Below are 25,325 nucleotides of genomic sequence, written 5' to 3' on the forward strand. Positions count from 1 at the left end.
TCTAATCATGCGTATCAGCCCGTGCCTAAGCGGCAACGGGCTGTGCAATCAGATAGACATCTTCTTGAAGATGATTTCCGGGATGTGCCGGATGATAAGCATGATGTAGCGCCAGAAGAACGGCGTGTAGATCACGTTCTTTTGCTTCTCCACCGCTTTAAGAATGTCTTGCGAGACTTTCTGAGGCGAGGCGACAAGAAACATCCCCTCAATACCCCAGGTCATCGCCGTGTCGACGAAACCGGGTTTCACGGTGACCACATGCCCGCCCGAGCGGGTCAGGCGGTTGCGCAGACCTGACAAATATGTGGCAAATCCTGCTTTCGCAGATCCATAGACATAATTGCCTATGCGTCCGCGGTCCCCGGCGACCGATCCGACACCCACAACAGTACCTGCGCCACGCTCTTCCATAATCGGGGCGAGCATGGACAGGAAGGTTGCCGGGCCTGTGTGGCTGTCTTTCACAACGCCCTCGATCAGATCAGGATTGGCGTCGATGTCGTCTTGCGGAGGCATGGAGCCTACAAAGACTGCGGCGTTGATCACGCCTTCCATACCTTCGGCCTTGGTTATGATCGGTTTAAACGTGGCGCTGTCACGCGCGTCGAACTTCATCGCAACTGCGTCAACACCGCGTACGGATAGATCGGTGGCGGATCGTTTCAGGTCGTCCATGTCACGACCAGCCAGAATGACGCTTGCGCCTTGGTCTGCCACCGCTTGCGCAAAGGCGCGTGCCATTGAGGACGTGGCGCCCAAGATGATCCAACACTGGTTTTGTTTTGTCGTCATATCTTTTACCCCGCCTCGCGAAGGTTCAGGCGCCGCACCATATCGGTTTCCAGCGCGTGGTCCGGGTCGACCTTGTTCACGGCCTTTACCCAGTCTGCATGTTCGGAATACATCGCCTTGATGGCGGGGCCGGTGGCCAAAGCGTCTTTGGCCAGATAAAGCCGCCCGCCTGCATCTACGGTCATATCCTCGAGCATCGCAATCAAATCCCGCGCTGCATCGCGCGCGGGGAAATCGACGGCGAGCGTATAGCCCTCCATCGGGAAGCTCATGTGGCCCGCGCGGCCTGCGCCCATGCGTTTGAGCACAGCCAGAGGCGAGGCAAGGCCCGCGCCTGCGATCTCTTTCAGCATCGCCTTCAGCGCATATGCCTGATCCAACGGGACGACGTTCTGGAATTGATAGAACCCGCGCTTGCCATAAAGTCGGTTCCAGTCGTGAATCTTGTCCAAAGGAAAGAAGAAATCGTCGATGCGCTTGACCGAGGAGCGGCCCGAGGTCGGCACGCGGCGATAATAGGCGTTATTAAACGTACGCACGATTGGGGCAGACAACGCAAAGTTTGGCGCGTCCAATGGCACGGATTTTGACGGCTTGGCTTTGGGCAGTAGACCTGCGGCCAGCTCGGCCTCTTCTACGATCCCGCGCCCTAGCGTTGAACCGGTGGCCGTGGCGTCGATCCAGCCGACACAATAGGTGGCCTGGCTGCCATCCAGATGCGCCAGATGTTCATCCCAATCTGAGGCACGGCGTTCGGTGACCATCATCACGTCGCCGGGGCAGGGTTTCAGTTGCAGTTTCGCCTCGGCAATTACACCGGTCTGTCCAATACCGCCCATGGTGGCGCGGAACAGTCCGGCATTGCGATCCGGAGTGGCGACAGTGCGCTTTTCTCCGATCAGCAGCGTGACGGACAGAATATGCTGGCCAAAGCTGCCTTCGTTATGGTGGTTCTTGCCGTGCACGTCTTGCGCGATGCAGCCGCCAACGGTTGCAAAGCCGGTGCCGGGCATGACCGCAGGCAGCCAACCTTGGGGGGCAAAGATATGAGCAAGCTCGCCGATGGTGATCCCGGCTTCGACCGTCACAACGCCGGCTTCGGCATCAAAGGCGATGATGCGGTTCATGCGCGTCATGTCGATGGCGCGGCCACCGTCATTCAAAGAAGCATCCCCATAGGACCGACAATTGCCAATCGCAGGGCAGGTGGTGTCGGCCACGATGGCCTTCAGGCTGCGGGCGCGTTCTGGGCGGGCAAGCTCTCCGCTAGCCGTAAGAACCCGGCCCCAGCCGGCATAGTCGCTAGTTTTCCATACCATGTGTGTGTCTCAGTGATTTACGTTCGGCGATAGGGAAGATCAGAAGACCAAGCCCGATCGCGAACCAAAGGGTTGTTACGCGGATGATGGCAGTGGCAGGCAGGCTTACCTCAAGCGGCACGCCTTCCAGTGCCAACAGGGCAATCATGGCGGCTTCGGCACCGCCGACGCCTCCTGGTGCGCCTGTCAGTCCACCGGCAAGTGTTGAAAAGACGAAGATGGCGACGGCTTTGGCGAAACCAATGTCAGCCCCCATCCACATCAGAAGAAGGTGGAAGGCATAGCCTTCGGCTATCCATCCGATCACACCCACAATGGCTGCAACGGCCATGAGGGTGGGTGAGGTAAAGGCGGACAGCGAATGCGCAGCGCGACGGACCTTTGCCCAAAGGCGTGCAAAACGACCGGTGACGCGGTGTCCCATTGTGGCAAACCACGCCAGCAAGCGCGGGCGCGTGGCCGCAAATGCCGCGATCAATGCAAGGATGGTGACAGGCAATCCGCCAGCGATCCCCGTTGTGGAAAAGGCTAAAGCCAATCCAAGGATCAATGCCATCGCGGTCAGATCCGATGCGCGATCTACCAAGACCAGCGGCGCGGTTCGTTCGAAGCTCCAGCCCGTTTCACGGCGCAGCCAACGCATGCGCACCAATTCACCCAAACGACCGGGGGTCACAGACATCGCAAAGCCACCTAGAAAATGGCGTAGGTTCTGGAATAGTCCCGTAGGCAGGCCAAGTTTGCGCGCAAATATGTGCCAGCGCAGGCCGCGGAACAGGTAATTCACAAGGCTAAGAGCTAAGAGCGCCGCAAATTGCATCCAGCTGAGTTTCATCAGTTGTTCGCGGGTTTCTTCCCATCCAGTCGCCGCAGCAAGCCCAAGTAGCCCGGCCAAGACCAGCGCAAACAATCCCAAGAGAATAAGGGTATCCCGAAGCCTCTTGTTCGGAGGCTCGCCCACGGATTGTTTCCCCGTGGTTGACGATATGGGATCAGTGCTGCTCATTGTCATTGCCCGGCTTATGGCTGGGGATTGAGGCGAGATTATGAAAGCTCGGCAGCAATTGCGAGGGAAAAGAGGGGAGAAACCAACAGCTTTTCCCACATGTGATGCGTGGCAAAGGTCTTCCGGTTAGGGTGCTGTCAGCTTTAGCAGGCGCCCTCCATCCCGATCTTCCAAAACCCAAAGGTTTCCGTCTGGCCCCTGTTCCACTTCGCGCACCCGCTTGCCCCAGCGAAATCTCTCGGCCTCGGTTGCTGTATCCCCAGACAGGTCCACACGGATGAGTGCACGGCTGACAAGGCCGCCAATGAAGGCATCACCTGTCCAGTCCGGAAACCGTGTGCCGGAATAAATCACCAGACCAGATGGCGCGATACTTGGCACCCAAAAGGCCTTGGGCGCTTCGAATTCCGGGCGTGTCGGGTGGTCGGGGATTTCGCTTCCATTGTAATTGTCGCCGTTCGACACGACGGGCCATCCATAATTCAATCCCGGTTTGATCAAGTTCAACTCGTCCCCATGAAGCGGACCCATCTCATGCGCCCAAAGACGACCCCCTGCATCGAAGGCAATTCCAAGCGCATTGCGATGTCCTGTGGTCCAGAAGCTTTTCGCCAAGTCCCCTTTGTTCTGAAACGGATTGTCGGGCGGCACCGTCCCGTCGTCATTCAGGCGAATGATCTTGCCAAGCGCCATGTCCCATCGCTGGGCAGGTGTCTGTTCTTGCCGATCACCTGAGGTGATGAACATCTTTCCATCCGGACCAAAGGCAATCCTGTGAGAAAAGTGCCCTTTCCCCTCTAAGGCCGGGTCCTGCTGCCAGATCCGTTCGACATTGGACAGTTTCGGAGGTGTTGAAAGGTCAAGCTCTCCGCGCAGAACGATCGCGCGACGGGTGCCGTCCGCGTCGCCTGTTGTCACCATGGATACATAGACAATCTGATTGTCCGAAAAGTTTGGATGCAGCACGACATCGCCCAGCCCGCCTTGCCCGCCGACAAGGGCATCTGGAAGGCCGCCAACCAGTTCTTTTTTCCCATCAGTTCTGACCAGCCACAGCTTTCCTGGTTTCGTGGTTACAAGCAGGCGGTCTTTATCCACGAAGGTCATCGCCCACGGGCTGTCAAACGCGGCAACTGACGACGCTTCAAACGATCCACCTTTGGTTCCTTTGATGGTGAACGCGTTTGCTGTGCCAAGTGATGCAACCAAAGCTGTGATGACAAGGAACAGTGCAGAGGTGAACGATTTCATGGTGGCCTCGATCCGGGTGAGAGAAGCGACAATTGACCCGGATAGTAGAGCATCAATGCCGGGCTGCATCAAACGTTGCGACCAAACAATCGTGTGACTTTGCAGCGTGGCAAAGAAAAGGCCCCGTCACCGGGGCCTTTCCACGAAAATTTGTGATTTGATCAGTTGACGATGGTCGCCTGCGTTGCTGCGCGCAGTTCGTCCTCGGTCACGCCATCGGCGGTCTCGACGATTTTCAGGCCGCCTTCGACCACATCCAGCACACCCAGATTGGTGATGATGCGGTCCACGACCGACTTGCCAGTCAGGGGCAGGGTGCAGGCTTTCAGCACTTTCGAGTCGCCATGCTTGTTGGTGTGATCCATCACGACGACAACGCGGCCAACACCGGCCACAAGGTCCATCGCGCCGCCCATGCCTTTGACCAGCTTGCCGGGGATCATCCAGTTGGCAAGGTCGCCGTTTTCAGCGACTTCCATCGCGCCAAGGATCGCCATGGCGATCTTGCCGCCACGGATCATGCCGAAGCTCATCGAGCTGTCGAAATAGGCCGTTTGGGGCAGTTCGGTGATGGTCTGCTTGCCTGCGTTGATCAGGTCGGCGTCGATTTCATCCTCGGTCGGGAAGGGGCCCATGCCCAGCATGCCGTTTTCCGACTGAAGCGTCACGGTGACGCCTTCAGGGATGTAGTTGGACACCAGCGTCGGGATGCCGATGCCGAGGTTTACATACCAACCGTCTTGCAGTTCCTGCGCCGCGCGGGCGGCCATTTGATTGCGGTCCCAAGCCATGTCTTAAGCCTCCCGGATGGTGCGTTGTTCGATGCGCTTCTCGTGCTCGCCTTGAATGATGCGATGCACGTAGATGCCCGGCAGATGGATCGAGTCTGGATCCAGCGAGCCGGTCGGCACGATTTCTTCCACTTCGACCACACAGGTTTTGCCACACATGGCAGCCGGCGGGTTGAAGTTGCGGGCAGTTTTGCGGAAGACAAGGTTGCCGGTCTCGTCGGCTTTCCAGGCTTTCACGATGGACAGATCGGCAAAAATTCCTTCTTCCATGATGTAGGTTTCCATCTCGCCATTCGGGCCAGTGGGGAAGTCCTTGTGTTCCTTGCCGTCGGCAATCACGGTGCCCACGCCGGTCTTGGTGAAGAAGCCGGGGATGCCGTGGCCAGCGGCGCGCATGCGTTCGGCCAGAGTGCCCTGCGGGTTGAACTCCAGTTCCAGTTCGCCCGACAGGTACTGGCGCATGAACTCGGCGTTTTCGCCCACATAGGACGAAATCATCTTCTTCACCTGCTTGGTTTGCAGCAGGATACCAATGCCGAAATCATCAACGCCCGCATTATTCGAGGCAAAAGTCAGATCCTTTGCACCGTTTTCCTTGATGGCTTCCAGCAGAAGCTCGGGAATGCCGCACAGGCCAAAGCCGCCAGCGGCAATCAGCATGCCGTCATGCAAAAGCCCGTCCAGAGCTTCGGCGGCGCTGCCATATACCTTGTTCATGAAAGTTCCCTCTCGTCAGTTTCGTAGGTGTTCTGGCGTGAGGGCGGTGCTGAGTCAACGAAACACGGGGGAAATGCGGGGTTTCGGGTATTTCTACGTAGGATCAATTGACCCGGTCTAAGCGTATAACTTTAGTTGGTTTCCAATCGAACCATCGAAAGTCCAATATCAATGTTACGGATTGTCTGATCAATACTGGATAGTAATCCATTCCTAACGGAGAAAGCAGATGAAACCTATTAAAACACTTGCGATGACCGCAGTTGTTGCCGCCTTGGCAGCCCCGGTTTTTGCGCAAACCACCAAAGAAGCATTGATCCAAGAACTGACGGATCAGGGATACACAGAGATCAAAATTCGCAAAACCTTGTTCGGCAACTACAAGATCGAAGCGGAAGGTCCCTTGGGTGAACGTAAGCTTGTTTTAGGCAAAGACGGTACAGTGTTGCGGGACCGTTTTGAGAAAGATGACGACGATTATGATGATGATGATCGTGATGATGACGACGATGATGATCGGGATGACGACGATTATGATGATGATCGGGATGACGACGATGATGATCGTGACGATCGGAAAGATCGAGATGACGATGACGATGATGACGACGACGATGATGATGACGATGATGACGACGATGATGATGACGACGACGACGACGATGATGACGACGATTAATCGGTCCCATTGAAGCGCCTTGAAACTCAATCGGAGCCCAAAAATGCGCGCCAGAACCTACAGCATGATCGGAGCAGGGCTTTTTGCGCTTTCAGCCATTGCTTTCCTCATTGAATTTTTTGGAGAGGTTACTGGGATTTGGCTGTTGGGCTTCGATTGGTTCATTCATGAACTCACAGAGCTTGCCACGCTATGTGGTTTCATCATTGGCGGAGCATTCATTTTTCACAGTCAAAGATTGCTCCGCCGCCGCAATGACGAAGTCGAGCAACTTTTACGTGCGGCGCAGGGACAGTTTGGCGCGATGGTTCAAGCACAGTTTTCAAGCTGGGGGCTAAGTGAAGCCGAGCAAGAGATAGCGTACCTGACCATGAAAGGATTTACGGTTGCGGAAATCTCGGACATCCGAAAAACAAGTCAAGGCACGGTAAAATCGCAAAACAATGCGATCTATCGAAAAGCAGGTGTGAAAAGCCGAACGCAATTGCTGGGTGCTTTGATCGACGAGCTTTTAATCGAGCCATCAACCGGAAGCACACCAGAAACTGCTGAGAAGCTTAGCTAGCCTTCTTCTTCGGGGCGGCTTTCTTTTTCGTAGCCGCTTTTTTGCGCGCAGGCTTTTTCTTGGCCGCTTTTTCAGCGATCCAGCCCACGGCCATTTCCATGGTGACGTCGGCGGGTTCCACGTCTTTGGGGATAGTTGCGTTAACCTTCTCCCATTTCACGTAGGGACCATAGCGACCTTCCATGACGTTGACCGGCCCGCCATCTTCTGGGTGTTCGCCCAGTTCTTTCAGAGGCTTGGCAGCGGTACGTCCGCGCCCACCAGGATTGGCGCGTTTTTCTGCCAGCATCTCGACCGCGCGGTTCATGCCGATCTCGAACACGTCCGCAGGGTCTTTCAGGTTCACATAGACGGGCTTCGCCTCGCCTTCGGCTTGGTGCATGATGTAGGGCCCGAAACGACCGAAGTTCGACTTTACCTCGCCGCCATCCGGGTGTTCGCCCACGATGCGGGGCAGCGAGAGCAGGATCAAAGCCTTCTCAAGCGTGATGTCGTCCTTAGACCAGCCCTTGGGCAGCGAAGCCCGCGGCGGTTTCTTGTTTTCGGGCGTGGGTTCACCGCGCTGAACATAAGGTCCGAAGCGACCGGCTTTCAGCCAGATTTCGTCACCATTGTCTTCGCCCAACAGGCGCTCGTCGCCTTCCGCGCCTTCACCAGCGATAGGACGGGTATAGTTACATTCCGGGTAGTTGCCGCAGCCCACGAACCCGCCTGTGCGCGAGGTTTTCAGATGCAGCTGACCCGTGCCGCATTTCGGGCAAATGCGCGGGTCGGATCCGTCTTCGCGCGGAGGATAAAGCTGCGGCGCAAGTGCAGCATCCAGCTTGTCCAGCACTTCGGAGATCCGCAGTTCAGAGGTCTCGGCAATCGCGGCCGAGAAATCCCGCCAGAAGCGCGCCAGCACTTCCTTGTAGTCCATGTCGCCCGCCGAAATCTCGTCGAGTTCCTCTTCCAAATTCGCGGTGAACTCATAGCCCACGTACTGACGGAAGAAGTTCATCAGGAAGATCGTCACGATCCGACCTTTGTCCTCGGGGAACAGGCGGTTCTTGTCTTTGCGAACGTATTCGCGGTCTTGGATCGTGGTGATCACCGACGCATAGGTCGACGGGCGACCGATGCCCAGCTCTTCCATACGCTTGACCAACGTCGCCTCGGTGTAGCGGGGCGGGGGCTGAGTGTGGTGCTGTTCGGGCGTGATGCCGGTTTTCTTGGCAGCCTCGCCTTCCATGATCTGGGGCAGGCGCTTGTCGTCCTCGTCCACCACCTGATCGTCGCGGCCTTCTTCATAGACCTTCAGGAATCCTTCGAAAACAACCACTTGTCCAGTAGCGCGCAGCACAACTTGACCGTCATCTGAACCCACATCCACCGAGGTGCGCTCAAACTTCGCGCTTTCCATCTGGCTGGCCAGCGTCCGCTTCCAGATCAGGTCGTAAAGCTTGCGCTGATCGGGTTCCAGCTTGGCCAGATCGCTGCCAGACACGGTCATATCCGTCGGGCGGATACATTCGTGCGCTTCCTGAGCGTTCTTCGCTTTGTTTTTATAGATGCGTGGCTTGGCGGGGATGAATTCCTTGCCATACCGGTCCGAGATTGCATCGCGCGCAGCTGACACGGCCTCGGGCGCCATGTCGATGCCGTCGGTCCGCATATAAGTGATATAGCCCGCTTCATAGAGGCGCTGGGCGGTCGACATGGTCTGACGCGCGCCAAAGCCGAACTTGCGGCTGGCTTCTTGTTGCAGGGTCGAGGTCATGAAGGGCGGCGAGGGGTTGCGGGTCGCAGGCTTCGCTTCGACCGACTGAACCGACAGATCGCGCGATGAAATGGCCTGCACAGCCAGTTCGGCAGCGGTTTCGTTCTCAAGGTCGTAGCGGTCAAGCTTCTGGCCACCCAACACCGTCAGGCGCGCCTCGAACTCCTGTCCGCGCGGGGTCTGCAACAGCGCCTTCACAGACCAGTATTCACGCGCGTTGAACGCCTCGATCTCTTCCTCACGCTCGACGATCAGGCGCAGGCAAACGGACTGCACGCGACCAGCTGACCGCGCGCCGGGCAGTTTGCGCCACAGAACGGGGCTGAGGTTGAAGCCCACCAGATAGTCCAGCGCACGGCGGGCGAGGTATGCCTCGACCAGATCACTGTCGACGTCGCGCGGGTTCTGCATCGCCTCGGTCACAGCGGATTTGGTGATCGCGTTGAAGACCACGCGGCTGACCGGCGTGTCCTTCTTGACCGCACGGCGCTTGCGCAGTGCTTCTTCCAAGTGCCACGAAATCGCTTCCCCTTCGCGATCGGGGTCGGTTGCGAGAATTAGGTTGTTGTCATCTTTCAGGGCGTCGGCAATGGCGCGCACATGTTTGGCGCTGTCGCGGCCGACCTCCCATGTCATGGCAAATTCATTATCCGTATCGACCGAGCCATCTTTGGCGGGCAGGTCACGAACGTGACCATACGAGGCCAATACCGTGTAGTCCGACCCAAGATATTTGTTGATGGTCTTGGCTTTGGCCGGGCTTTCGACGACGACTACGGGCATGAACTTCCTCTCGACTCAGGTACACCATGTAATAATGGCAGTCTTTCTGGAGGCGTTAGATGTGTCGTGAAGGGGCGTCTTGTCAATGGGCACTCTCTATATATAGGGGCGCATTTCGCCGCGCCCCCTTTAGGGGGCGGAAAGTTTGGGGGGATTTTAGGAGATGGAGGGAACAGATGTGGAACATACTCTTCCCCTGTGGGCTTCGCGTTGCTAAGAAGATCGAATGAGCAGCATTGACGACAACGACCTGATTGATGATTCCGATGATGGGGTAGGAGCGCCGAAGGTACCACTATCGCAGCGCGCGATGGGGGCGGCTTTGGGCGCGCGGTCTGCGCCCTACATGGACGGATTAAACCCTGCCCAACGTGAGGCGGTCGAGACGTTGAACGGTCCGGTTTTAATGCTTGCTGGCGCGGGCACGGGCAAAACCAAGGCTCTGACCACGCGGATCGCGCATCTCTTGACCACTGGGTCCGCACGCACCAACGAAATCCTCGCCGTAACCTTTACCAACAAGGCCGCGCGCGAGATGAAAGAACGCGTCGCCGGGCTGCTGGGCCAAACGGTTGAAGGCATGCCGTGGATGGGCACCTTCCATTCGATCTGCGTGAAGCTTTTGCGCCGTCACGCCGAACTGGTCGGGCTGAAAACCAACTTCTCCATTCTCGATACAGACGACCAGATCCGGTTGCTGAAGCAGTTGATCGTGGCCAACAATATCGACGAGAAGCGCTGGCCCGCGCGTCTTTTGTCGGGCGTGATCGACAATTGGAAAAACCGCGCATGGACGCCGGAAACGCTGCCCGCGTCCGAGGCGCAGGCATTCAACGATCGCGGACCGGAGCTTTATACGCAGTATCAAGAGCGGTTGAAGACATTGAATGCCTGCGACTTTGGCGATCTGCTGCTGCATATGGTCACGATCTTTCAGCAACACGACGACATCTTGGACAAGTATCAAAGCTGGTTCAAATACATCCTCGTCGACGAATACCAAGATACCAACGTCGCCCAATACCTGTGGCTGCGGCTCTTGGCGGCGGGGCATAAAAACATCTGTTGCGTGGGCGATGATGACCAGTCGATCTATGGTTGGCGCGGGGCCGAAGTTGGCAATATCTTACGGTTTGAAAAGGATTTTCCGGGCGCGAAAGTGGTCCGGTTGGAGCAAAACTACCGCTCGACCGCGCATATTCTGGCCGCTGCGTCCGGCGTGATCGCGGGCAACGAAGGGCGTCTGGGCAAAGAGCTGTGGACCGAGGCCGAGGGCGGCGAAAAGGTCCGCCTGATCGGCCATTGGGACGGAGACGAAGAAGCCCGCTGGGTCGGCGAAGAAATCGAGGCGATGCAATCTGGCACGCGGGGCTTGGAACCGAAGTTGCTGGATGACATGGCCATCCTTGTGCGTGCGTCCCACCAGATGCGCGCCTTCGAAGACCGTTTTCTGACCATCGGTTTGCCCTATCGCGTGATCGGCGGTCCACGTTTCTATGAACGTTTGGAAATCCGCGATGCGATGGCCTATTTCCGGCTCGCTGTCAGCCAAGACGACGATTTGGCGTTTGAGCGCATCGTCAACACGCCGCGCCGGGGGCTGGGTGACAAGGCGGTGCAGACCATCCAGATGCTGGCCCGCACAAATGGCGTCTCGCTGGTCGAAGGCGCGCGGATCGCGGTCGAGACGGGCGCAATCAAAGGCAAAGGCGGCAAGGGGCTGGCCGAGCTGGTCGCGGGTCTGGATCGCTGGTTCAATCAGCTGCGCGCGGAGGCCGACACCCATATCGAAATGGCCGAGGTGATCCTCGAGGAAAGCGGCTATACCGAGATGTGGCTGAACGACAAAACGCCCGAGGCACCGGGGCGGTTGGAAAACCTCAAGGAGCTGGTGAAAGCTCTGGAAAGCTTTGAAAACCTTCAGGGTTTCCTCGAGCATGTCAGCCTGATCATGGACAATGACACCGACGACGCTGAGGAAAAGGTCACCATCATGACCTTGCACGGTGCCAAAGGGCTTGAGTTCCCTGCCGTGTTCCTTCCGGGCTGGGAGGACGGGCTGTTCCCGTCCCAACGCTCGATGGATGAAAGCGGGTTGAAGGGTCTCGAGGAAGAGCGCAGGTTGGCCTATGTGGGCATCACGCGGGCGGAAGAGGTCTGCACGATCTCTTTTGCTGCCAACCGCCGCGTATACGGACAATGGCAGTCGCAATTGCCATCCCGTTTTGTAGATGAGCTGCCTGAAGCGCATGTCGAGGTATTGACCGCGCCCGGCCTGTATGGCGGGGGCTACGGCGGCATGTCTGGCGATTTCGGGGGGCAATCCCCCTTGGAGGACAAAGCCAGCCGCGCGGATGCCTACAATTCACCGGGCTGGAAGCGGATGCAGGCGCAAGGCAACCTGCGCGCCAAACCCAGCCCGAACGAGGCGCGCGGGCTGGTGATCGACGCGACAGCTGTCTCCTCCTTCACCCAAGGCGACCGGGTGTTTCACACCAAGTTTGGTTACGGCACTGTGATGGGCATCGAAGGCGACAAGCTGGACATCGAGTTCGATAAGGCAGGTGCCAAAAAAGTCGTGTCCAAGTTCATCGTACCCGCCGCACAAGCGGGCGATGTACCGTTTTAGAAGAAATTGCCTCAATCCCCCGGAGCTGCAAAGGTGGTTCGATACAACAAAAGGTATCACTGTGGCTCCAAGTGGCGATATATGTTCACTAACGGATGAGACAGCTTTCATAACCTACACGGGAATGGAAACTGATCTGTTATTCACGCAAGGCTTCGATCTGCCCGGATTTGCAAGCTACCCTTTGCTTGAGACAACGGCAGGGCGGCGGCAATTGCGGGCGTATTACGAGGATCTGATCGCTCTTGCACGCGACAAAGACGTCGGCGCAATTCTGGAGGCCCCGACCTGGGTTGCAAACCGAGATCGCGGGGCACAGATCGGGTACGAACCCGCCACGCTTGTTGAAAGGAACACTCAGGCGGTCGCGTTTCTTTCTGAGATTTGCGCAGACCATGATGATGTTCCGGTTCTGACAAGCGGCAATGTTGGGCCGCGCGCGGATGCCTATGCACCAACCGAGCAAATGAATGCGGCCCAAGCGGAAGCCTATCATATTGAACAGATAAACGTGCTTGCGCAGGCTGGCATTCACCTGATCAGCGCCTACACCATTGCCTATACAGAAGAAGCGATCGGGATCGTAAACGCTGCGCGGCAATGTGGTGTGCCTGTTGTTGTGGCCTTCACGGTGGAAACCGACGGCCGTCTTCCGACGGGAGTTTCGCTTGGCCAAGCGATCAAAGCTGTCGACAACGCAACGGACGGATATAGCGCGTACTTCATGATCAATTGCGCGCATCCCGATCATTTCCAGCATGTCCTTTCGGATGCGTCATGGATGGCGCGGTTGAAAGGTCTGGTGGTCAATGCATCTCGTTGTAGCCATGCCGAACTAGATCAATCGACCAAGCTGGATGACGGAGACCCCGTCGAGCTTGGGCAGCAACTGGCGGCCCTTCACAGGAATTATCCGAATATTCGCGTGCTTGGCGGATGCTGTGGCACGGATATGCGGCATATGGCGGAAATTGCGTCGGCGTTTCAGGGTGGGAAATTGGTTCCGTAACCTTGTCTAAGACGCATAACGTCAGATCAACCGAACTTTGCGAAAAAACAAAAAAACGGCGACGCCCGGGAGGAGGTGGGCGCCGCCGTTCATGTCTGATGCGACCCTCGGGAGGAGGAGAGGGCCGACTTCAGCTGGCATGCGGTCTGGGAGGAGGTAGACCGTCTGCCATATCGAGATGTTTCCGGGAGGAGGTGGAAACGCCTCGTATCTGGGGGTGCGACGATGCCCGGGAGGAGGTGAGCATCGTCGCGACCCATGGATCTTCTGGGAGGAGGTAGAAGATCCGAAGACTTGTGATTGGTCGGCGGGGTCAGGGAGGAGGAAGACCCCGCCGCCAATCAAAGCCACCACCAGGGAGGAGGAGGGTGGTGGCCGAAATTTTATTTGCCGTAGGTGGCCATTTTTGCCACGTGACGGATGGAACCGCGGGACAGACCCAGATCCCAAAGCTCGTTGTCGCTCAGGGCCGACAGTTCACGCACGGTTGCGTTGTAGTCAACGCGCTGGTCATAGCGCTCTTTCCAGGTCGCAACACGTGCTACGATACGGTCGATGATGCCTGCGCGGGCGATCAGAATTTCGGTAGCATGTGCCATTTTACTCACTCACTCTTGTTCGGTTCTGTGAACCTTGAAGCGGGTCATCAACACGACCCAGTTACATTTCGTTGGCGCTCACATTTGCGCTTCGAGTTCAAAATGGGGGTGATGCTGCAATTGCACAATACCTCACTTCATCAAACCCGTCATGCATTGTGTGCATAGGTAAATATGCTTATAAAATAACACCATGAGGTGATTTTTGCCTAATTTTTCCCCGTTAGCTGCAGCGCAGCATATTTGGCTTGGCGGGTTACGCAACGGCAGTTTTTTAGATGTGCCCAGTACATCGGCCTGTGCGTTGGGGTGTGTGGCTGAATGTGTTCAGAAGGTCCGTGAAAACGGCGGTGCGCTAAGTTAACAGCGAGATTTTCATCAGATCGCCCCGGCGCCGTGTGCCTTTGCCTCTTGCGCCTGCCGTGAAACCGTCCAATCTAGGGCAACGCGCACAGTCAAACAGGAGCGATCAAATGCGGGATAAGATCATGGGGACGCTGTCCTCGGTGGCGCTGCCGGATGGGGGTGACCTAGCATCACGCGATATGATCCGAGCGTTGTCTGTTGAGGGTGGCAATGTCAGTTTCGTCATCGAAGCGGAATCGCCCGAGCAAGCAGCAGATATGGAACCCCAGCGCCGCGCGGCTGAAGCCGCGATTGCCGCGTTGGATGGTGTCGAAACCGTTTCGGTTATTTTGACTGCGCATGGACCAGCGCAACCGGCAAAAGCCCCGCCAAGCCTGAAAGTGGGCGGGCATCCGAAGCCGCAGGCAGGGCCTTTGCCCGTGCCGGGCGTGACCAATGTGGTTGCCATTGCATCGGGCAAAGGCGGGGTAGGGAAGTCTACACTCAGTTCGAACCTTGCTGTGGCATTGGCTAAGCAGGGTCGCAAGGTCGGGCTGTTGGATGCTGACATTCTGGGCCCCTCGCAGCCGCGCATGATGGGAACCACACAGCGACCAAGTTCGCCAGACGGGGACAAGTTGATCCCGGTCGAGGCGCATGGGGTCAAGATGATGTCCATCGGGTTGATGCTGAAATCTGATCGCGAGGCCGTGGTGTGGCGTGGACCGATGTTAATGGGCGCTTTGCAGCAGATGCTGTTTCAGGTCGACTGGGCGCCCCTTGATGTTCTGATTATCGATCTGCCTCCGGGCACTGGAGATGTGCAGCTGACTTTGGCGCAGAAATCTCAGATCACCGGGGCGATTGTTGTCTCAACCCCGCAGGACGTGGCGCTTCTTGATGCGCGCAAGGCGATTGATATGTTCGGCAAGGTTAATGTGCCGATCCTCGGTCTGGTCGAAAACATGTCCACCTATGTCTGCCCAAGCTGCGGGCACGAGGCACATCTGTTTGGTCATGGTGGTGTTCGCGATGAAGCAGCCGAACTGGGCGCGCCATTCTTGGGTGAGATCCCATTGTCATTGGATGTGCGCTTGGCAGGTGACAGCGGAACGCCGGCTGCTTTGGGCGACGGACCTGTGGCAGAGGCTTATCAAAAGCTCGCAGCCGATATGGTGGCTCGCGGCATCGCCTGACGTCATTTCCAGCAGTGGTTTCCGCCCGGCGTACCCAACTACGCCGGGCTTTTTTGTGATTAACGCGGTGATTGGGAAATCATGGGCGGGGTCGTGATCATCATGGGGTTGGCTGATTTGGAGGTAGGGGTTGCGCCGATTCTTGGGTCGAAATGGCCGAGTTGGGGCCAAACTCGTTAGAAACTGAAATTTTTTTTGGGAAAAGATGGGTCTCGAAAATGCTGCGTGTGCAGCGCTATATATAGTGACGGAGCAATTCACTGCACCGATATGTGCTTCATTTTGTCGATATCTTTCTGCAATCGCGCTTGAGTGTTGGCCCGTTCACAGCCCTTGCGGGCACGAATTCCCTCAAAAAGCTATTGCTTCCCACGATTTCCCAAGCTATCCCTGTATTCAAGATGAGGACGGGACAAGAGGCATTAAGACCTCGCGACACTCCCAAGTCAGGTTTCATACAGGCCCCGCTTTCATCGAACGAAAGAGATCCGGCGCGTACGCGAGCAGACATCCCCCCAGGTGGCGCGCGTAGCTGGGCACCCGGAAACGGGACAGGCGGCGGATTGGTCAGTGGCAGCAGATCAATCCGCCGTTTTTAATTCCAGCCTCTGTCAGGGCTGGTGGGACAGTTGATTATAAGGGGGCCGCGCAAGTGGCACGCAGGTTCAGAGGTGAAAGCCACCACAAGGTGGATGCGAAGGGCAGGGTATCGATCCCAGCCCTGTTTCGCCGTGTGCTTGAGGCCGGCGACCCCGATTGGACCGATGGTCTGAACCCCAATCTTGTTATTGTATATGGCGACCATCGCCGCAGCTATCTGGAAGCCTACACGGTTGAAGCGATCGATGAGGTTGATGATCAGATCGCCAAACTTCCGCGTGGCTCAATGGAGCGCCGTATGCTTGAGCGTCTTTTCAACGGCCAATCCTTTCCGACGACTGTAGACGAAACTGGCCGTTTGGTGCTGCCCGCCAAGCTGCGCCAGAAAATCGGTCTGGACAAAGAGGCCTTCTTCATCGCCACCGGTGATACATTCCAAATCTGGAAGCCCGAGACCTATGATGAGGTCGAGATGGCCAAGACCGAAGCGTGGCTGGATGAGCAGGACGAAGATTTCGACCCGCTGACCCTTTTGGGCGGCAGCGGAGGGGATGGCTGAGATGTCTGACCCGGCTGCCACCGAAAAACGTCCTCATATCCCGGTATTGCTACGGCCGCTTTTAGAAGCGGTCACGCCTGTTTCTGGCGACTGGGCGGATGGGACGTTTGGCGCGGGTGGCTATACTCGGGGACTTCTGGATGCGGGCGCTGATTGGGTTTGCGGTATAGACCGCGATCCGATGGTGTTTGAGATGGCCGCGAAATGGGCGGGTGACTACGGTGACCGCTTAGCCCTGCGCGAAGGCACATTTTCGGAAATGGATGAACTGGCGGGCAAGCTGCTGGATGGCGTGGTTTTGGACCTTGGCGTCAGCTCGATGCAGCTTGACCTGGCCGAGCGTGGCTTTTCCTTCATGAAGGATGGCCCCTTGGATATGCGGATGAGCCAATCTGGCCCCTCGGCTGCTGACATCGTGAACGACGCGGATGCCGATACGCTGGCGGACATTCTTTACCACTATGGGGAAGAGCGTGCGTCGCGTCGGATTGCGCGCGCCATTGTAAAGGCCCGCGAAGAGACCCCGTTTGAAACAACGCTGCAATTGGCGGATGTGATTGAGAAATGCTTGCCGCGCTCTAAGCCCGGTCAAAGCCATCCTGCGACGCGCAGCTTTCAGGCCATCCGCATTGCGGTAAACGATGAATTTGGTCAATTGATTGAAGGGCTTGAGGCCGCAGAACGTGCGCTGAAGCCCGGTGGGAAACTGGCGGTTGTGACCTTCCATTCGATGGAAGATCGCGTGGTAAAGCGCTTCTTGCAGGCGCGTGCCTCGTCTGGAGGTGGGGGGTCGCGCTATGCGCCCGAAGCCCAAGCCGAAACCCCGCGTTTCAAATTGACGCCCAAGAAAGCGATTGGCCCGGATGCCGAAGAACTAAAATACAACCCGCGGGCCCGCTCGGCGCGCCTTCGCGTTGCCACCCGGACCGAGGCCCCCGCTGGTCCGTCGGATCGCAAAAAACTTGGATTGCCGCCCCTTGTATTTAAGGACAAATCGTAATGCGTAGCTTGCTTTATATTGTTTCCGCTCTGGCCGTGATGGGGCTGGCGTATTGGGCCTATTCCGAGAACTATAAAACGCAGGCGTCTCTGGATCGGTCGCAGGCCTTGCAAAGCGAGATTGGCCGCATGCAGGAAGAGCTGGCCGTTTTGCGGGCTGAATGGGCGTATCTGAACCGCCCGGACCGACTGCGCGATCTGGCGAGGATGAACTATGGCAAGCTTGAACTGAACGTGTTGGAGCCTGGCCAGTTTGGCCGTGTTGATCAGGTTGCCTATGCTGAAGATGAAATTCCGGAAGTCACAGGCGCCATCGATGTGATTGGGGAGATCGGCCAATGACCCGCGTCCCCCTCCGCCCACTTGCCCGCATTCTGGAAGCCCGCGAAAAGGGTGAGAATCCCGACGCGATCGAGCGTGAAAACCTGCGTCATCGCCATGACCAAATCCGTGACCAATCTCGTCTACGCTCGGAAGGGCGTCTTTTGGTGTTGGCAGGGTTCTTTCTGTGTGCTTTCGTAACGGTCGGCGCACGCATGGCCACACTTTCCGCATCCGAGGCGCAAGAACCGCGTGCTCAGGCATCAGGGGCATCCATTGCAACGGCGCGCGCGGACATTCTGGATCGACAGGGTCGCATTCTTGCAACGAACCTGGTCACGCATGCGCTTTACGCGCAGCCCCACCAGATGGTGGATCCGGAGCGCGCAGCCGATGAGCTTGTGCGCATCTTCCCGGACCTTAAGCGTGAACGCCTGATCAAGGACTTCACCGGAACGCGTAAGTTCCTGTGGATCAAGAAGAAAATCAGCCCCGAGCAAAAACAGGCCGTATTTGACATCGGCGAACCCGGCCTTCTGTTTGGCCCGCGAGAAATGCGTCTTTATCCAAACGGAAAGCTGGCCGCACATGTCCTTGGCGGGGCGAGCTTTGGTCGCGAAGGCGTCTCAGCCGCCGAGGTGATCGGCGTTGCCGGTGTTGAAAAGCAGTTCGACGATTTCCTGCGTGATCCGGCCAACGGCGGTGCGCCCCTTCAGTTGTCTTTGGACCTGACGATCCAAGATGCGATCGAGCGCGTGCTCTATGGCGGCATGAAGATGATGAATGCCAAGGGTGCGGCGGCCATTTTGATGGATGTGCACACGGGCGAGGTAATCTCGGTCGCATCGCTTCCTGATTTCGATCCGAACAATCGTCCGCGTCCTTTGACGGTGGCGGACAAGGGTAAAGATCAGTCCGACAGCCCGCTCTTTAACCGCGCGGTGCAGGGCGTTTACGAACTTGGCTCGACCTTCAAGATTTTCACAGCCATTCAGGCGATGGATCTTGGCTTAGTAAATCCCAACACGGTGATCGACACAGGCAAGCCGATGAAGATCTCGGGCTTCCGCATTGGCGAGTTCCGGAACAAGAACTACGGCAAAATCTCGGTTTCAGACATCATTGTCAAAAGCTCGAACCGGGGAACGGGGCGTATGGCGTTGCAAATCGGTGCGGAGCGTCAGCAGGAATTCCTGAAGGGCTTAGGGCTTCTGGACCGCACACCGTTCGAGATTGTTGAAGCCACAGGATCTACGCCTCTTGTGCCGCAGAAATGGGGCAAGCTTAGCTCTGTTACCATCTCGTATGGCCACGGTATTTCAAACTCACCCATGCATTTGGCAGCGGCTTATGCGGCGATTGCCAATGGTGGTTATGCGGTCACGCCAACCGTGCTGAAGCGCCAACATGTTGAACGTGGCCCTCGTGTGATGAGTGCAGCGTCGGCTGCGGCTGCGCGCGACATGCTACGCAAGGTTGTCACCGAAGGCACTGCCAGCTTTGGCGAGGTTGAAGGCTACCTGGTCGGCGGCAAAACCGGTACCGCCGACAAGCCCAAGCCGCGTGGTGGGTATTATGATGATAAGGTGATCAACACCTTCGCCAGCATGTTCCCGACGGACAACCCGAAATACGTGTTGATTGTCACGCTGGACGAACCGGTTGAGACGTCGGGCACCAAACCACGCCGCACGGCAGGTTGGACGGCTGTTCCCGTTGCTGCGACGATCATTGAACGCGTAGCACCGCTTTTGGGTATGAAGCCGCGCGAAACCCGCGTTGAACCTTTGTCCACAACTGGGGTAACACTCACCTCGAACTAAAGCGGATTGACTACGGATGGGTGCTGAGATGGTAACGAAATCCCTGGGTGAACTGGGGCTCAGCGCCCGGGCGGGGCGTGATGCGCAAGTAACAGGGCTGTCAGTGGACAGCCGTCATGTGAAGCCCGGCCATTTGTTTGCGGCTTTACCCGGCGCGAAACTGCATGGTGGCGAGTTCATTCAATATGCGCTGCGCATGGGTGCCACGGCCATCCTGACCGATCCCGAAGGTGCAAAGATTGCTGAAGCCGAGCTGGCAGCGTCAGATGCCGCTGTTGTTGTCACCGAAGATCCACGCATGGCGCTGGCCTATGCTGCCGCCCTTTGGTTTGGCGCACAACCCGAACATATGGTTGCGGCGACAGGGACCAACGGGAAGACCTCGGTCGCAAGCTTCACACGTCAGATCTGGACTTTGCTTGGCATCAAAGCTGCCAATTTGGGCACGACGGGCGTTGAAGGTGCCTTCACAGCGCCCTTGTCACACACCACGCCCGAGCCGATTACGTTGCACAAAGTGTTGGCCGATATGGCAGGCGCAGGTGTGACCCATGCCGCGATGGAGGCGTCGTCCCACGGGTTGGCGCAACGACGCTTGGATGGCGTGCGCTTGTCGGCTGCGGCCTTCACGAACTTCACGCAAGACCATTTAGATTACCACGAAACGTTCGAAGAATACTTCGCCGCAAAAGCCGGGCTGTTTGCCCGTGTTCTGCCCGAGGGCGGGACGGCTGTGATTAATATGGATGACCCCAAAGGGTCTGAAATGGCAACCATCGCAGAAGCGCGCGGCCAAAAGCTGATCCGGATTGGACAGGCTGAAGAATGTGAGTTACGGCTGAAAGCGCGCCGTTATGATGCAACCGGGCAAGAGCTGATGTTCACTTGGCTCGGCACGCCGTTTACAGCGCGACTGAACCTAATCGGCGGCTTTCAGGCGGAAAACGTGCTGGCGGCGGCGGGGTTGGCCATCGGATGTGAGGCCGATCCCCAGCATGTGTTTGAGACTTTCAAAGATCTGGAGACCGTGCGCGGTCGGATGCAGTTGGCCGCCACACGGGAAACCGGCGCTGCAGTTTTCGTTGACTATGCCCACACGCCCGACGCCTTGAAAACGGCCCTTCGCGCCATGCGCCCACATGTGTTGGGTCGTCTGGTTGTGGTTTTTGGCGCGGGCGGTGATCGCGACACCACCAAGCGCAAATTGATGGGGCAGGCCGCTGCCGAGAATGCGGATGTGGTGTTCGTAACCGATGACAATCCGCGCACCGAAGACCCAGCCCTGATCCGTGCCATGGTGATGGAAGGCTGCCCCGAGGCGGTGAATGTTGGCGACCGTGCAGAGGCGATCTTGCGTGGTGTTGATGCTTTGGGGCCGGGCGACACGTTGCTGATTGCTGGCAAGGGGCACGAAACCGGCCAGACCGTCGGCAATGACGTGTTGCCGTTTGATGATGTCGAACAGGCCTCGGTTGCTGTTGCGGCGTTGGAAGGGCGGTTGGCATGAGCCTTTGGACTGCAAAAGAAGCCGCAAAGGCCACCGGTGGTGAGGCACACGGAGATTGGTCCGTTTCAGGCGTTTCCATCGACACGCGCACCATTCAGCCGGGCGATTTGTTTGTCGCGTTGAAGGCAGCTCGAGATGGGCATGAATTTGTGGCGCAGGCGCTGGAAAAAGGGGCGGGGGCTGCTCTGGTCAGCCATATTCCTGAAGGTGTTTCCCCTGACGCGCCTCTTTTGATTGTTGACGACGTTCTGCCAGCTTTGGAGGCCCTTGGTGTAGCAGCGCGCGCGCGGACACATGCGCGTGTGGTGGCGGTGACAGGCTCGGTTGGAAAGACATCGACCAAAGAAATGCTGCGTGCGGTTCTTGCGCGCCAAGGCAAGACCCACGCAGCCGAAGCCAGCTATAACAACCATTGGGGCGTGCCGCTGACTTTAGCGCGCATGCCTGCGGATACGGATTATGCCGTTATCGAGATCGGCATGAGCAACCCCGGCGAGATTGAACCGCTTGCCCATATGACCCGCCCTCATGTCGCAATGGTCACCACAGTGGCTGCGGCGCATTTGGAAGCTTTTGATGATCTGAACGGCATTGCGCAAGAAAAGGGATCTATCTTCAAAGGGTTGGAAGTCGGCGGTGTCGCGATTATCAATGGCGATTTGGACACGACGCCCGTGCTGCGCGGCGCTGCAGCCGGGTTTGAGACGCAAAGTTTCGGTGCGCATGAAGGCAATGATCACAGGCTCACCCATGTGTCGCTGACACCGGATGCGACGATCTGCAAAGCTGAAATCGATGGTCAAGAGCAGCTGTTTAAAATTGCAACTTCGGGCCGACATTTTGCAAGCAATGCACTGGCCGTTCTTGTTGCCGTAAAAGCCTTGGGCGCAGACGCGACTTTGGCTGCCCGCGACATGGAGATGTGGCAACCACCCGAGGGGCGCGGAACCCGTGAAGAGATCACACTTGATGCGCCCGAGGGGCTGACGCTTACCCTGATTGATGACGCTTTTAACGCCAACCCAACCTCGATGGCGGCTTCGCTTGAGGTGCTGGCGTCGATGACTCCTGTTGATGGCGTGGGCCGGATCCACAAAGGGCGCCGTATCGCCGTTCTGGGCGATATGCTGGAGCTTGGATTGGATGAGGTTCAGCTACATGCAGATATCGCGGATTTGCCTTACATGACGGGCATCGACGTGGTGCATTGTTGCGGTCCGCTTATGCACGCACTTTGGGCGCGGCTCGAGGGTGAGCAACAGGGTGTATTTGCGGAATCTGCGGATGAGATGGCCGCGCAAATCCACCGACTAATCGATGCGGGCGACGTGGTTTTGATCAAAGGATCAAAGGGCAGCTATGTCTCCAAAGCTGTTGACGCCATCCGTAAAATGAGCCAATCGCTGTCGTAATTCCAAGAAGGGACCCACTATATGTTGTATTGGTTAACCGAGTTTTCGGACGGTGGCGACGTCTTCAACCTGTTTCGCTACATCACCTTCCGCTCGGGCGGGGCGTTTTTCACAGCGCTGATTTTTGGGTTCATATTTGGCCAGCCACTGATCAATATCCTGCGTCGCAAGCAGGGTAAGGGTCAGCCAATCCGTGACGATGGTCCTGAAAGCCATAAGGAAAAGCAGGGCACGCCGACCATGGGCGGGCTGTTGATCCTGTCTGCGCTTCTGGTCGCAACCCTGATGTGGGCGCGGCTTGATAACCACTATGTCTGGATCACCTTGTTTGTCACATACGGCTTCGGCCTGATCGGGTTCGCGGATGATTTCGCGAAAGTTTCCAAGAACAATACCGCTGGTGTATCTGGCAAGATCAGAATGGCGCTTGGGCTGGCAATTGCCGGGATCGCAGGCTTCTGGGCCTCAAGCGTACATCCTGAGGGGCTTCAGTATCAATTGGCCTTCCCAGTGTTCAAAGACACGCTTTTAAACATGGGCTACGTCTTCATCCCCTTCGTGATGATCGTGATCGTGGGCTCTGCCAACGCGGTGAACCTGACGGACGGGCTGGATGGGCTGGCGATTATGCCTGTAATGATCGCCGCCGGAACGTTGGGCGTGATCGCCTATGCTGTCGGTCGTGTTGACTTTACCGAATATCTGGACGTGCATTACGTGCCGGGCACGGGCGAGCTTTTCGTCTTCACGTCTGCCCTTATCGGGGGCGGACTGGGGTTCCTTTGGTACAACGCGCCGCCCGCAGCCGTCTTCATGGGCGATACAGGATCGCTGGCCCTTGGCGGTGCATTGGGTGCGATCGCTGTTGCCACCAAGCACGAGATCGTTCTGGCGATCGTTGGCGGCCTTTTCGTGGTCGAGGCGCTCTCGGTCATCATTCAGGTGCTTTACTATAAAAAGACCGGCAAACGCGTGTTTCTGATGGCCCCGATCCATCACCATTTCGAACATAAGGGATGGCAGGAGCCGCAGATTGTCATCCGCTTCTGGATCATCTCGTTGATCCTTGCCTTGATCGGTCTGGCGACGCTGAAGGTGCGCTAACCCCGTTCATATACCTTCGAAAAGCCCCGCCCATTCGGTGGGGCTTTTGTTTTGTGATCAAACCCGCTAGCGATGATGTGGAAGGTGAAGGAGGCACGCATGATCCCGGTCAAAGGTTTTGATGGTCGCAAAGTTGCAGTCTTGGGGCTGGGACGCTCTGGTCTGGCCACGGCTCATGCTTTGGAAGCGGGCGGGGCTACCGCGCTTTGCTGGGACGATGGGCAAGAGGCTCGAGAGCGTGCAGAAGGGCAGGGACTGATCTTGCATGACCTGACCAAGGGCAACGCGTGGGAAGACGTCTCGGCGCTGATTGTTAGCCCCGGTATTCCGCATCTTTACCCTGAACCCAACAAGCTGATTTCCCGTGCCATGGCCGAAGGTGTGCCGGTCGACAATGACATCGGCCTGTTCTTTCGCAGCTTTGCAGACCGCGATTGGGACAGTTTCGACACGTTGCCGCAGATCGTTGCGGTTACCGGATCAAATGGAAAATCGACCACGTCGGCCCTGATCCACCATGTGTTGGAGCATGCAGGGCGCCCCACGCAGCTTGCGGGCAATATTGGGCGCGGTGTTCTTGATATCGATCCCGCCCATGACGGAGAGGTGGTGGTGCTGGAGCTGAGCAGCTACCAAACCGATCTCGCGCGGTCATTGACGCCAGATATCGCCGTGTTTACCAACCTGTCGCCCGATCACCTTGATCGCCACGGCGGCATGGGGGGGTATTTTGCGGCCAAGCGCCGCCTGTTTTCAGAAGGCGGACCGGACCGTGCCATCATTGGCGTGGATGAGGCTGAGGGGAACTACTTGGCTGGGCAACTGTCTGAAGGTGCCTCGGATGATCGGGTGATCCGTGTGTCCGTTGATCGCAAACTGACGGGGCCAGGATGGCAGGTCTTCGCCCGAAAGGGCTTCTTGTCCGAATATCGCAAAGGGCGGCAAATCGGATCCGTGGATCTGCGCGCGATCAAAGGTCTGCCGGGCAGTCACAACCATCAAAACGCTTGTGCGGCCTATGCCGTATGTCGGACGCTGGGATTGGCTCCGAAGGTGATTGAAGCCGCGTTTCACGCGTTTAAGGGGCTTCCACATCGCTCGCAACTGGTGGGCGAGGCGAATGGTGTGAGCTTCGTTAACGACTCGAAAGCGACCAACGTGGACAGCGCGCGCGCAGCACTTGGGGCATTTACCAACATTCGTTGGATTGCAGGTGGTCTTGGCAAGGAGGGTGGGATTGATGCCCTGTCAGATGCGCTTGAACATGTCACGAAAGCGTATCTGATTGGACATTCAGCCCGCGAGTTTGCACTCCAATTGGGTGATGTACCTTACGAAATCTGCGATACGATGGAACATGCCGTTGCGGCCGCTGCCAAAGATGCGGAACCGGGCGACACTGTGCTGTTGGCCCCTGCGGCAGCCAGCTTTGACCAATACCCGGACTTTGAGAAGCGCGGCGAGGACTTCACCCAGCTGGTTGAGGCTCAACTTCAGGATATGTGAGCGTTACCGGTATCCCGCGGTATGCTAAGCCCCGTGAAAACCCCTTGTTTA

General features: G+C 57.3%; 21 protein-coding genes. 13 read left to right on the forward strand and 8 right to left on the reverse strand.

The window, feature by feature from the left end; translation table 11 throughout:
* Positions 1-48: 48 nt before the first annotated feature.
* The 6 genes from MWU55_RS08085 to MWU55_RS08110 form a co-directional block, all read right to left on the reverse strand.
* Positions 49-795, reverse strand: a complete 747-nt coding sequence (locus MWU55_RS08085) for an SDR family NAD(P)-dependent oxidoreductase (RefSeq protein ID WP_246935539.1) — start codon at positions 793-795, stop codon at positions 49-51.
* Positions 796-800: 5 nt separating this feature from the next.
* Positions 801-2,114, reverse strand: a complete 1,314-nt coding sequence (locus MWU55_RS08090; RefSeq protein ID WP_246935540.1) for an FAD-binding oxidoreductase — start codon at positions 2,112-2,114, stop codon at positions 801-803.
* The gene (locus MWU55_RS08095; protein ID WP_246935541.1) at positions 2,098-3,120 is read right to left on the reverse strand and encodes a lysylphosphatidylglycerol synthase transmembrane domain-containing protein; all 1,023 of its coding nucleotides are present in this window, start codon (positions 3,118-3,120) and stop codon (positions 2,098-2,100) included. Before MWU55_RS08095 ends, MWU55_RS08090 begins: the two co-directional genes overlap by 17 nt.
* Positions 3,121-3,246: 126 nt before the next feature.
* Positions 3,247-4,371 carry a PQQ-dependent sugar dehydrogenase gene (locus tag MWU55_RS08100; protein ID WP_246935542.1) on the reverse strand — a complete coding sequence of 375 codons (1,125 nt, stop codon included), beginning with the start codon at positions 4,369-4,371 and terminating at the stop codon, positions 3,247-3,249.
* A gap of 161 nt (positions 4,372-4,532) precedes the next feature.
* Positions 4,533-5,162 carry a 3-oxoacid CoA-transferase subunit B gene (locus MWU55_RS08105; RefSeq protein WP_246935543.1) on the reverse strand — a complete coding sequence of 210 codons (630 nt, stop codon included), beginning with the start codon at positions 5,160-5,162 and terminating at the stop codon, positions 4,533-4,535.
* Positions 5,163-5,165: 3 nt separating this feature from the next.
* Complete coding sequence (locus MWU55_RS08110) at positions 5,166-5,879, reverse strand: CoA transferase subunit A (protein ID WP_246935544.1); 714 nt, start codon at positions 5,877-5,879, stop codon at positions 5,166-5,168.
* Positions 5,880-6,108: 229 nt separating this feature from the next.
* On the opposite strand from MWU55_RS08110, the gene MWU55_RS08115 reads away from it, so the two are divergent.
* Positions 6,109-6,558 (forward strand): hypothetical protein, encoded by a 450-nt coding sequence (locus MWU55_RS08115; RefSeq protein WP_246935545.1) that lies wholly within the window; start codon positions 6,109-6,111, stop codon positions 6,556-6,558.
* Positions 6,559-6,601: 43 nt separating this feature from the next.
* On the forward strand, positions 6,602-7,123 hold the full coding sequence (locus MWU55_RS08120; protein ID WP_246935546.1) for a helix-turn-helix transcriptional regulator: 522 nt from the start codon (positions 6,602-6,604) through the stop codon (positions 7,121-7,123).
* Here the strand turns inward: MWU55_RS08120 and topA are convergent.
* Positions 7,116-9,665, reverse strand: a complete 2,550-nt coding sequence (topA, locus tag MWU55_RS08125) for a type I DNA topoisomerase (RefSeq protein WP_246935547.1) — start codon at positions 9,663-9,665, stop codon at positions 7,116-7,118. The genes MWU55_RS08120 and topA overlap by 8 nt on opposite strands.
* Positions 9,666-9,975: 310 nt before the next feature.
* Between topA and MWU55_RS08130 the strand changes: the two genes are divergently transcribed.
* Both MWU55_RS08130 and MWU55_RS08135 read left to right on the forward strand, forming a co-directional pair.
* A complete protein-coding gene (locus MWU55_RS08130) occupies positions 9,976-12,294 on the forward strand; it encodes a UvrD-helicase domain-containing protein (RefSeq protein WP_246935710.1) in 2,319 nt (772 codons plus the stop codon).
* 124 nt (positions 12,295-12,418) lie between these two features.
* On the forward strand, positions 12,419-13,303 hold the full coding sequence (locus MWU55_RS08135; RefSeq protein ID WP_246935548.1) for a homocysteine S-methyltransferase family protein: 885 nt from the start codon (positions 12,419-12,421) through the stop codon (positions 13,301-13,303).
* 383 nt (positions 13,304-13,686) lie between these two features.
* Here the strand turns inward: MWU55_RS08135 and MWU55_RS08140 are convergent, their stop codons facing one another.
* The gene (locus MWU55_RS08140; RefSeq protein WP_246935549.1) at positions 13,687-13,902 is read right to left on the reverse strand and encodes a DUF1127 domain-containing protein; all 216 of its coding nucleotides are present in this window, start codon (positions 13,900-13,902) and stop codon (positions 13,687-13,689) included.
* A 473-nt stretch (positions 13,903-14,375) separates the two neighbouring features.
* On the opposite strand from MWU55_RS08140, the gene MWU55_RS08145 reads away from it, so the two are divergent.
* The 9 genes from MWU55_RS08145 to murD all read left to right on the forward strand — a co-directional run bounded on the left by MWU55_RS08145 (position 14,376) and on the right by murD (position 25,274).
* Positions 14,376-15,443 carry an Mrp/NBP35 family ATP-binding protein gene (locus MWU55_RS08145; RefSeq protein WP_246935550.1) on the forward strand — a complete coding sequence of 356 codons (1,068 nt, stop codon included), beginning with the start codon at positions 14,376-14,378 and terminating at the stop codon, positions 15,441-15,443.
* Between the two features lie 652 nt (positions 15,444-16,095).
* Positions 16,096-16,602 carry a division/cell wall cluster transcriptional repressor MraZ gene (gene mraZ / locus MWU55_RS08150; protein WP_246935551.1) on the forward strand — a complete coding sequence of 169 codons (507 nt, stop codon included), beginning with the start codon at positions 16,096-16,098 and terminating at the stop codon, positions 16,600-16,602.
* A complete protein-coding gene (gene rsmH / locus MWU55_RS08155; RefSeq protein ID WP_246935552.1) occupies positions 16,595-17,602 on the forward strand; it encodes a 16S rRNA (cytosine(1402)-N(4))-methyltransferase RsmH in 1,008 nt (335 codons plus the stop codon). Before mraZ ends, rsmH begins: the two co-directional genes overlap by 8 nt.
* Positions 17,602-17,943 (forward strand): cell division protein FtsL, encoded by a 342-nt coding sequence (locus MWU55_RS08160; RefSeq protein WP_246935553.1) that lies wholly within the window; start codon positions 17,602-17,604, stop codon positions 17,941-17,943. The genes rsmH and MWU55_RS08160 overlap by 1 nt, the downstream gene beginning before the upstream one ends.
* Entirely contained in the window at positions 17,940-19,745 is a 1,806-nt protein-coding gene (locus tag MWU55_RS08165) for a penicillin-binding protein 2 (RefSeq protein ID WP_246935554.1), read from the forward strand. The genes MWU55_RS08160 and MWU55_RS08165 overlap by 4 nt, the downstream gene beginning before the upstream one ends.
* Before the next feature lie 28 nt (positions 19,746-19,773).
* Complete coding sequence (locus tag MWU55_RS08170; protein ID WP_246935555.1) at positions 19,774-21,252, forward strand: UDP-N-acetylmuramoyl-L-alanyl-D-glutamate--2,6-diaminopimelate ligase; 1,479 nt, start codon at positions 19,774-19,776, stop codon at positions 21,250-21,252.
* Positions 21,249-22,664, forward strand: a complete 1,416-nt coding sequence (gene murF, locus MWU55_RS08175; RefSeq protein WP_246935556.1) for a UDP-N-acetylmuramoyl-tripeptide--D-alanyl-D-alanine ligase — start codon at positions 21,249-21,251, stop codon at positions 22,662-22,664. Before MWU55_RS08170 ends, murF begins: the two co-directional genes overlap by 4 nt.
* Positions 22,665-22,685: 21 nt before the next feature.
* Positions 22,686-23,768, forward strand: coding sequence for a phospho-N-acetylmuramoyl-pentapeptide-transferase (gene mraY, locus MWU55_RS08180; protein ID WP_246935557.1), 1,083 nt, complete (start codon positions 22,686-22,688; stop codon positions 23,766-23,768).
* 99 nt (positions 23,769-23,867) lie between these two features.
* On the forward strand, positions 23,868-25,274 hold the full coding sequence (gene murD, locus MWU55_RS08185) for a UDP-N-acetylmuramoyl-L-alanine--D-glutamate ligase (protein ID WP_246935558.1): 1,407 nt from the start codon (positions 23,868-23,870) through the stop codon (positions 25,272-25,274).
* Positions 25,275-25,325 lie beyond the last annotated feature (51 nt).

Origin of the sequence: Aliiroseovarius sp. F20344, from assembly GCF_023016155.1 — a bacterium.
Taxonomy (GTDB): Bacteria; Pseudomonadota; Alphaproteobacteria; order Rhodobacterales; family Rhodobacteraceae; genus Aliiroseovarius.

Excerpts from the sequence above, each read along its gene's own strand:
- MWU55_RS08085 (WP_246935539.1), bottom strand. The coding sequence starts at position 795 with ATGACGACAAAACAAAACCAGTGTTGGATCATCTTGGGCGCCACGTCC.
- MWU55_RS08090 (WP_246935540.1), bottom strand. The coding sequence starts at position 2,114 with ATGGTATGGAAAACTAGCGACTATGCCGGCTGGGGCCGGGTTCTTACG.
- MWU55_RS08095 (WP_246935541.1), bottom strand. The coding sequence starts at position 3,120 with ATGAGCAGCACTGATCCCATATCGTCAACCACGGGGAAACAATCCGTG.
- MWU55_RS08100 (WP_246935542.1), bottom strand. The coding sequence starts at position 4,371 with ATGAAATCGTTCACCTCTGCACTGTTCCTTGTCATCACAGCTTTGGTT.
- MWU55_RS08105 (WP_246935543.1), bottom strand. The coding sequence starts at position 5,162 with ATGGCTTGGGACCGCAATCAAATGGCCGCCCGCGCGGCGCAGGAACTG.
- MWU55_RS08110 (WP_246935544.1), bottom strand. The coding sequence starts at position 5,879 with ATGAACAAGGTATATGGCAGCGCCGCCGAAGCTCTGGACGGGCTTTTG.
- MWU55_RS08115 (WP_246935545.1), top strand. The coding sequence starts at position 6,109 with ATGAAACCTATTAAAACACTTGCGATGACCGCAGTTGTTGCCGCCTTG.
- MWU55_RS08120 (WP_246935546.1), top strand. The coding sequence starts at position 6,602 with ATGCGCGCCAGAACCTACAGCATGATCGGAGCAGGGCTTTTTGCGCTT.
- topA (WP_246935547.1), bottom strand. The coding sequence starts at position 9,665 with ATGCCCGTAGTCGTCGTCGAAAGCCCGGCCAAAGCCAAGACCATCAAC.
- MWU55_RS08130 (WP_246935710.1), top strand. The coding sequence starts at position 9,976 with ATGGGGGCGGCTTTGGGCGCGCGGTCTGCGCCCTACATGGACGGATTA.
- MWU55_RS08135 (WP_246935548.1), top strand. The coding sequence starts at position 12,419 with ATGGAAACTGATCTGTTATTCACGCAAGGCTTCGATCTGCCCGGATTT.
- MWU55_RS08140 (WP_246935549.1), bottom strand. The coding sequence starts at position 13,902 with ATGGCACATGCTACCGAAATTCTGATCGCCCGCGCAGGCATCATCGAC.
- MWU55_RS08145 (WP_246935550.1), top strand. The coding sequence starts at position 14,376 with ATGCGGGATAAGATCATGGGGACGCTGTCCTCGGTGGCGCTGCCGGAT.
- rsmH (WP_246935552.1), top strand. The coding sequence starts at position 16,595 with ATGGCTGAGATGTCTGACCCGGCTGCCACCGAAAAACGTCCTCATATC.
- MWU55_RS08160 (WP_246935553.1), top strand. The coding sequence starts at position 17,602 with ATGCGTAGCTTGCTTTATATTGTTTCCGCTCTGGCCGTGATGGGGCTG.
- MWU55_RS08165 (WP_246935554.1), top strand. The coding sequence starts at position 17,940 with ATGACCCGCGTCCCCCTCCGCCCACTTGCCCGCATTCTGGAAGCCCGC.
- MWU55_RS08170 (WP_246935555.1), top strand. The coding sequence starts at position 19,774 with ATGGTAACGAAATCCCTGGGTGAACTGGGGCTCAGCGCCCGGGCGGGG.
- murF (WP_246935556.1), top strand. The coding sequence starts at position 21,249 with ATGAGCCTTTGGACTGCAAAAGAAGCCGCAAAGGCCACCGGTGGTGAG.
- mraY (WP_246935557.1), top strand. The coding sequence starts at position 22,686 with ATGTTGTATTGGTTAACCGAGTTTTCGGACGGTGGCGACGTCTTCAAC.
- murD (WP_246935558.1), top strand. The coding sequence starts at position 23,868 with ATGATCCCGGTCAAAGGTTTTGATGGTCGCAAAGTTGCAGTCTTGGGG.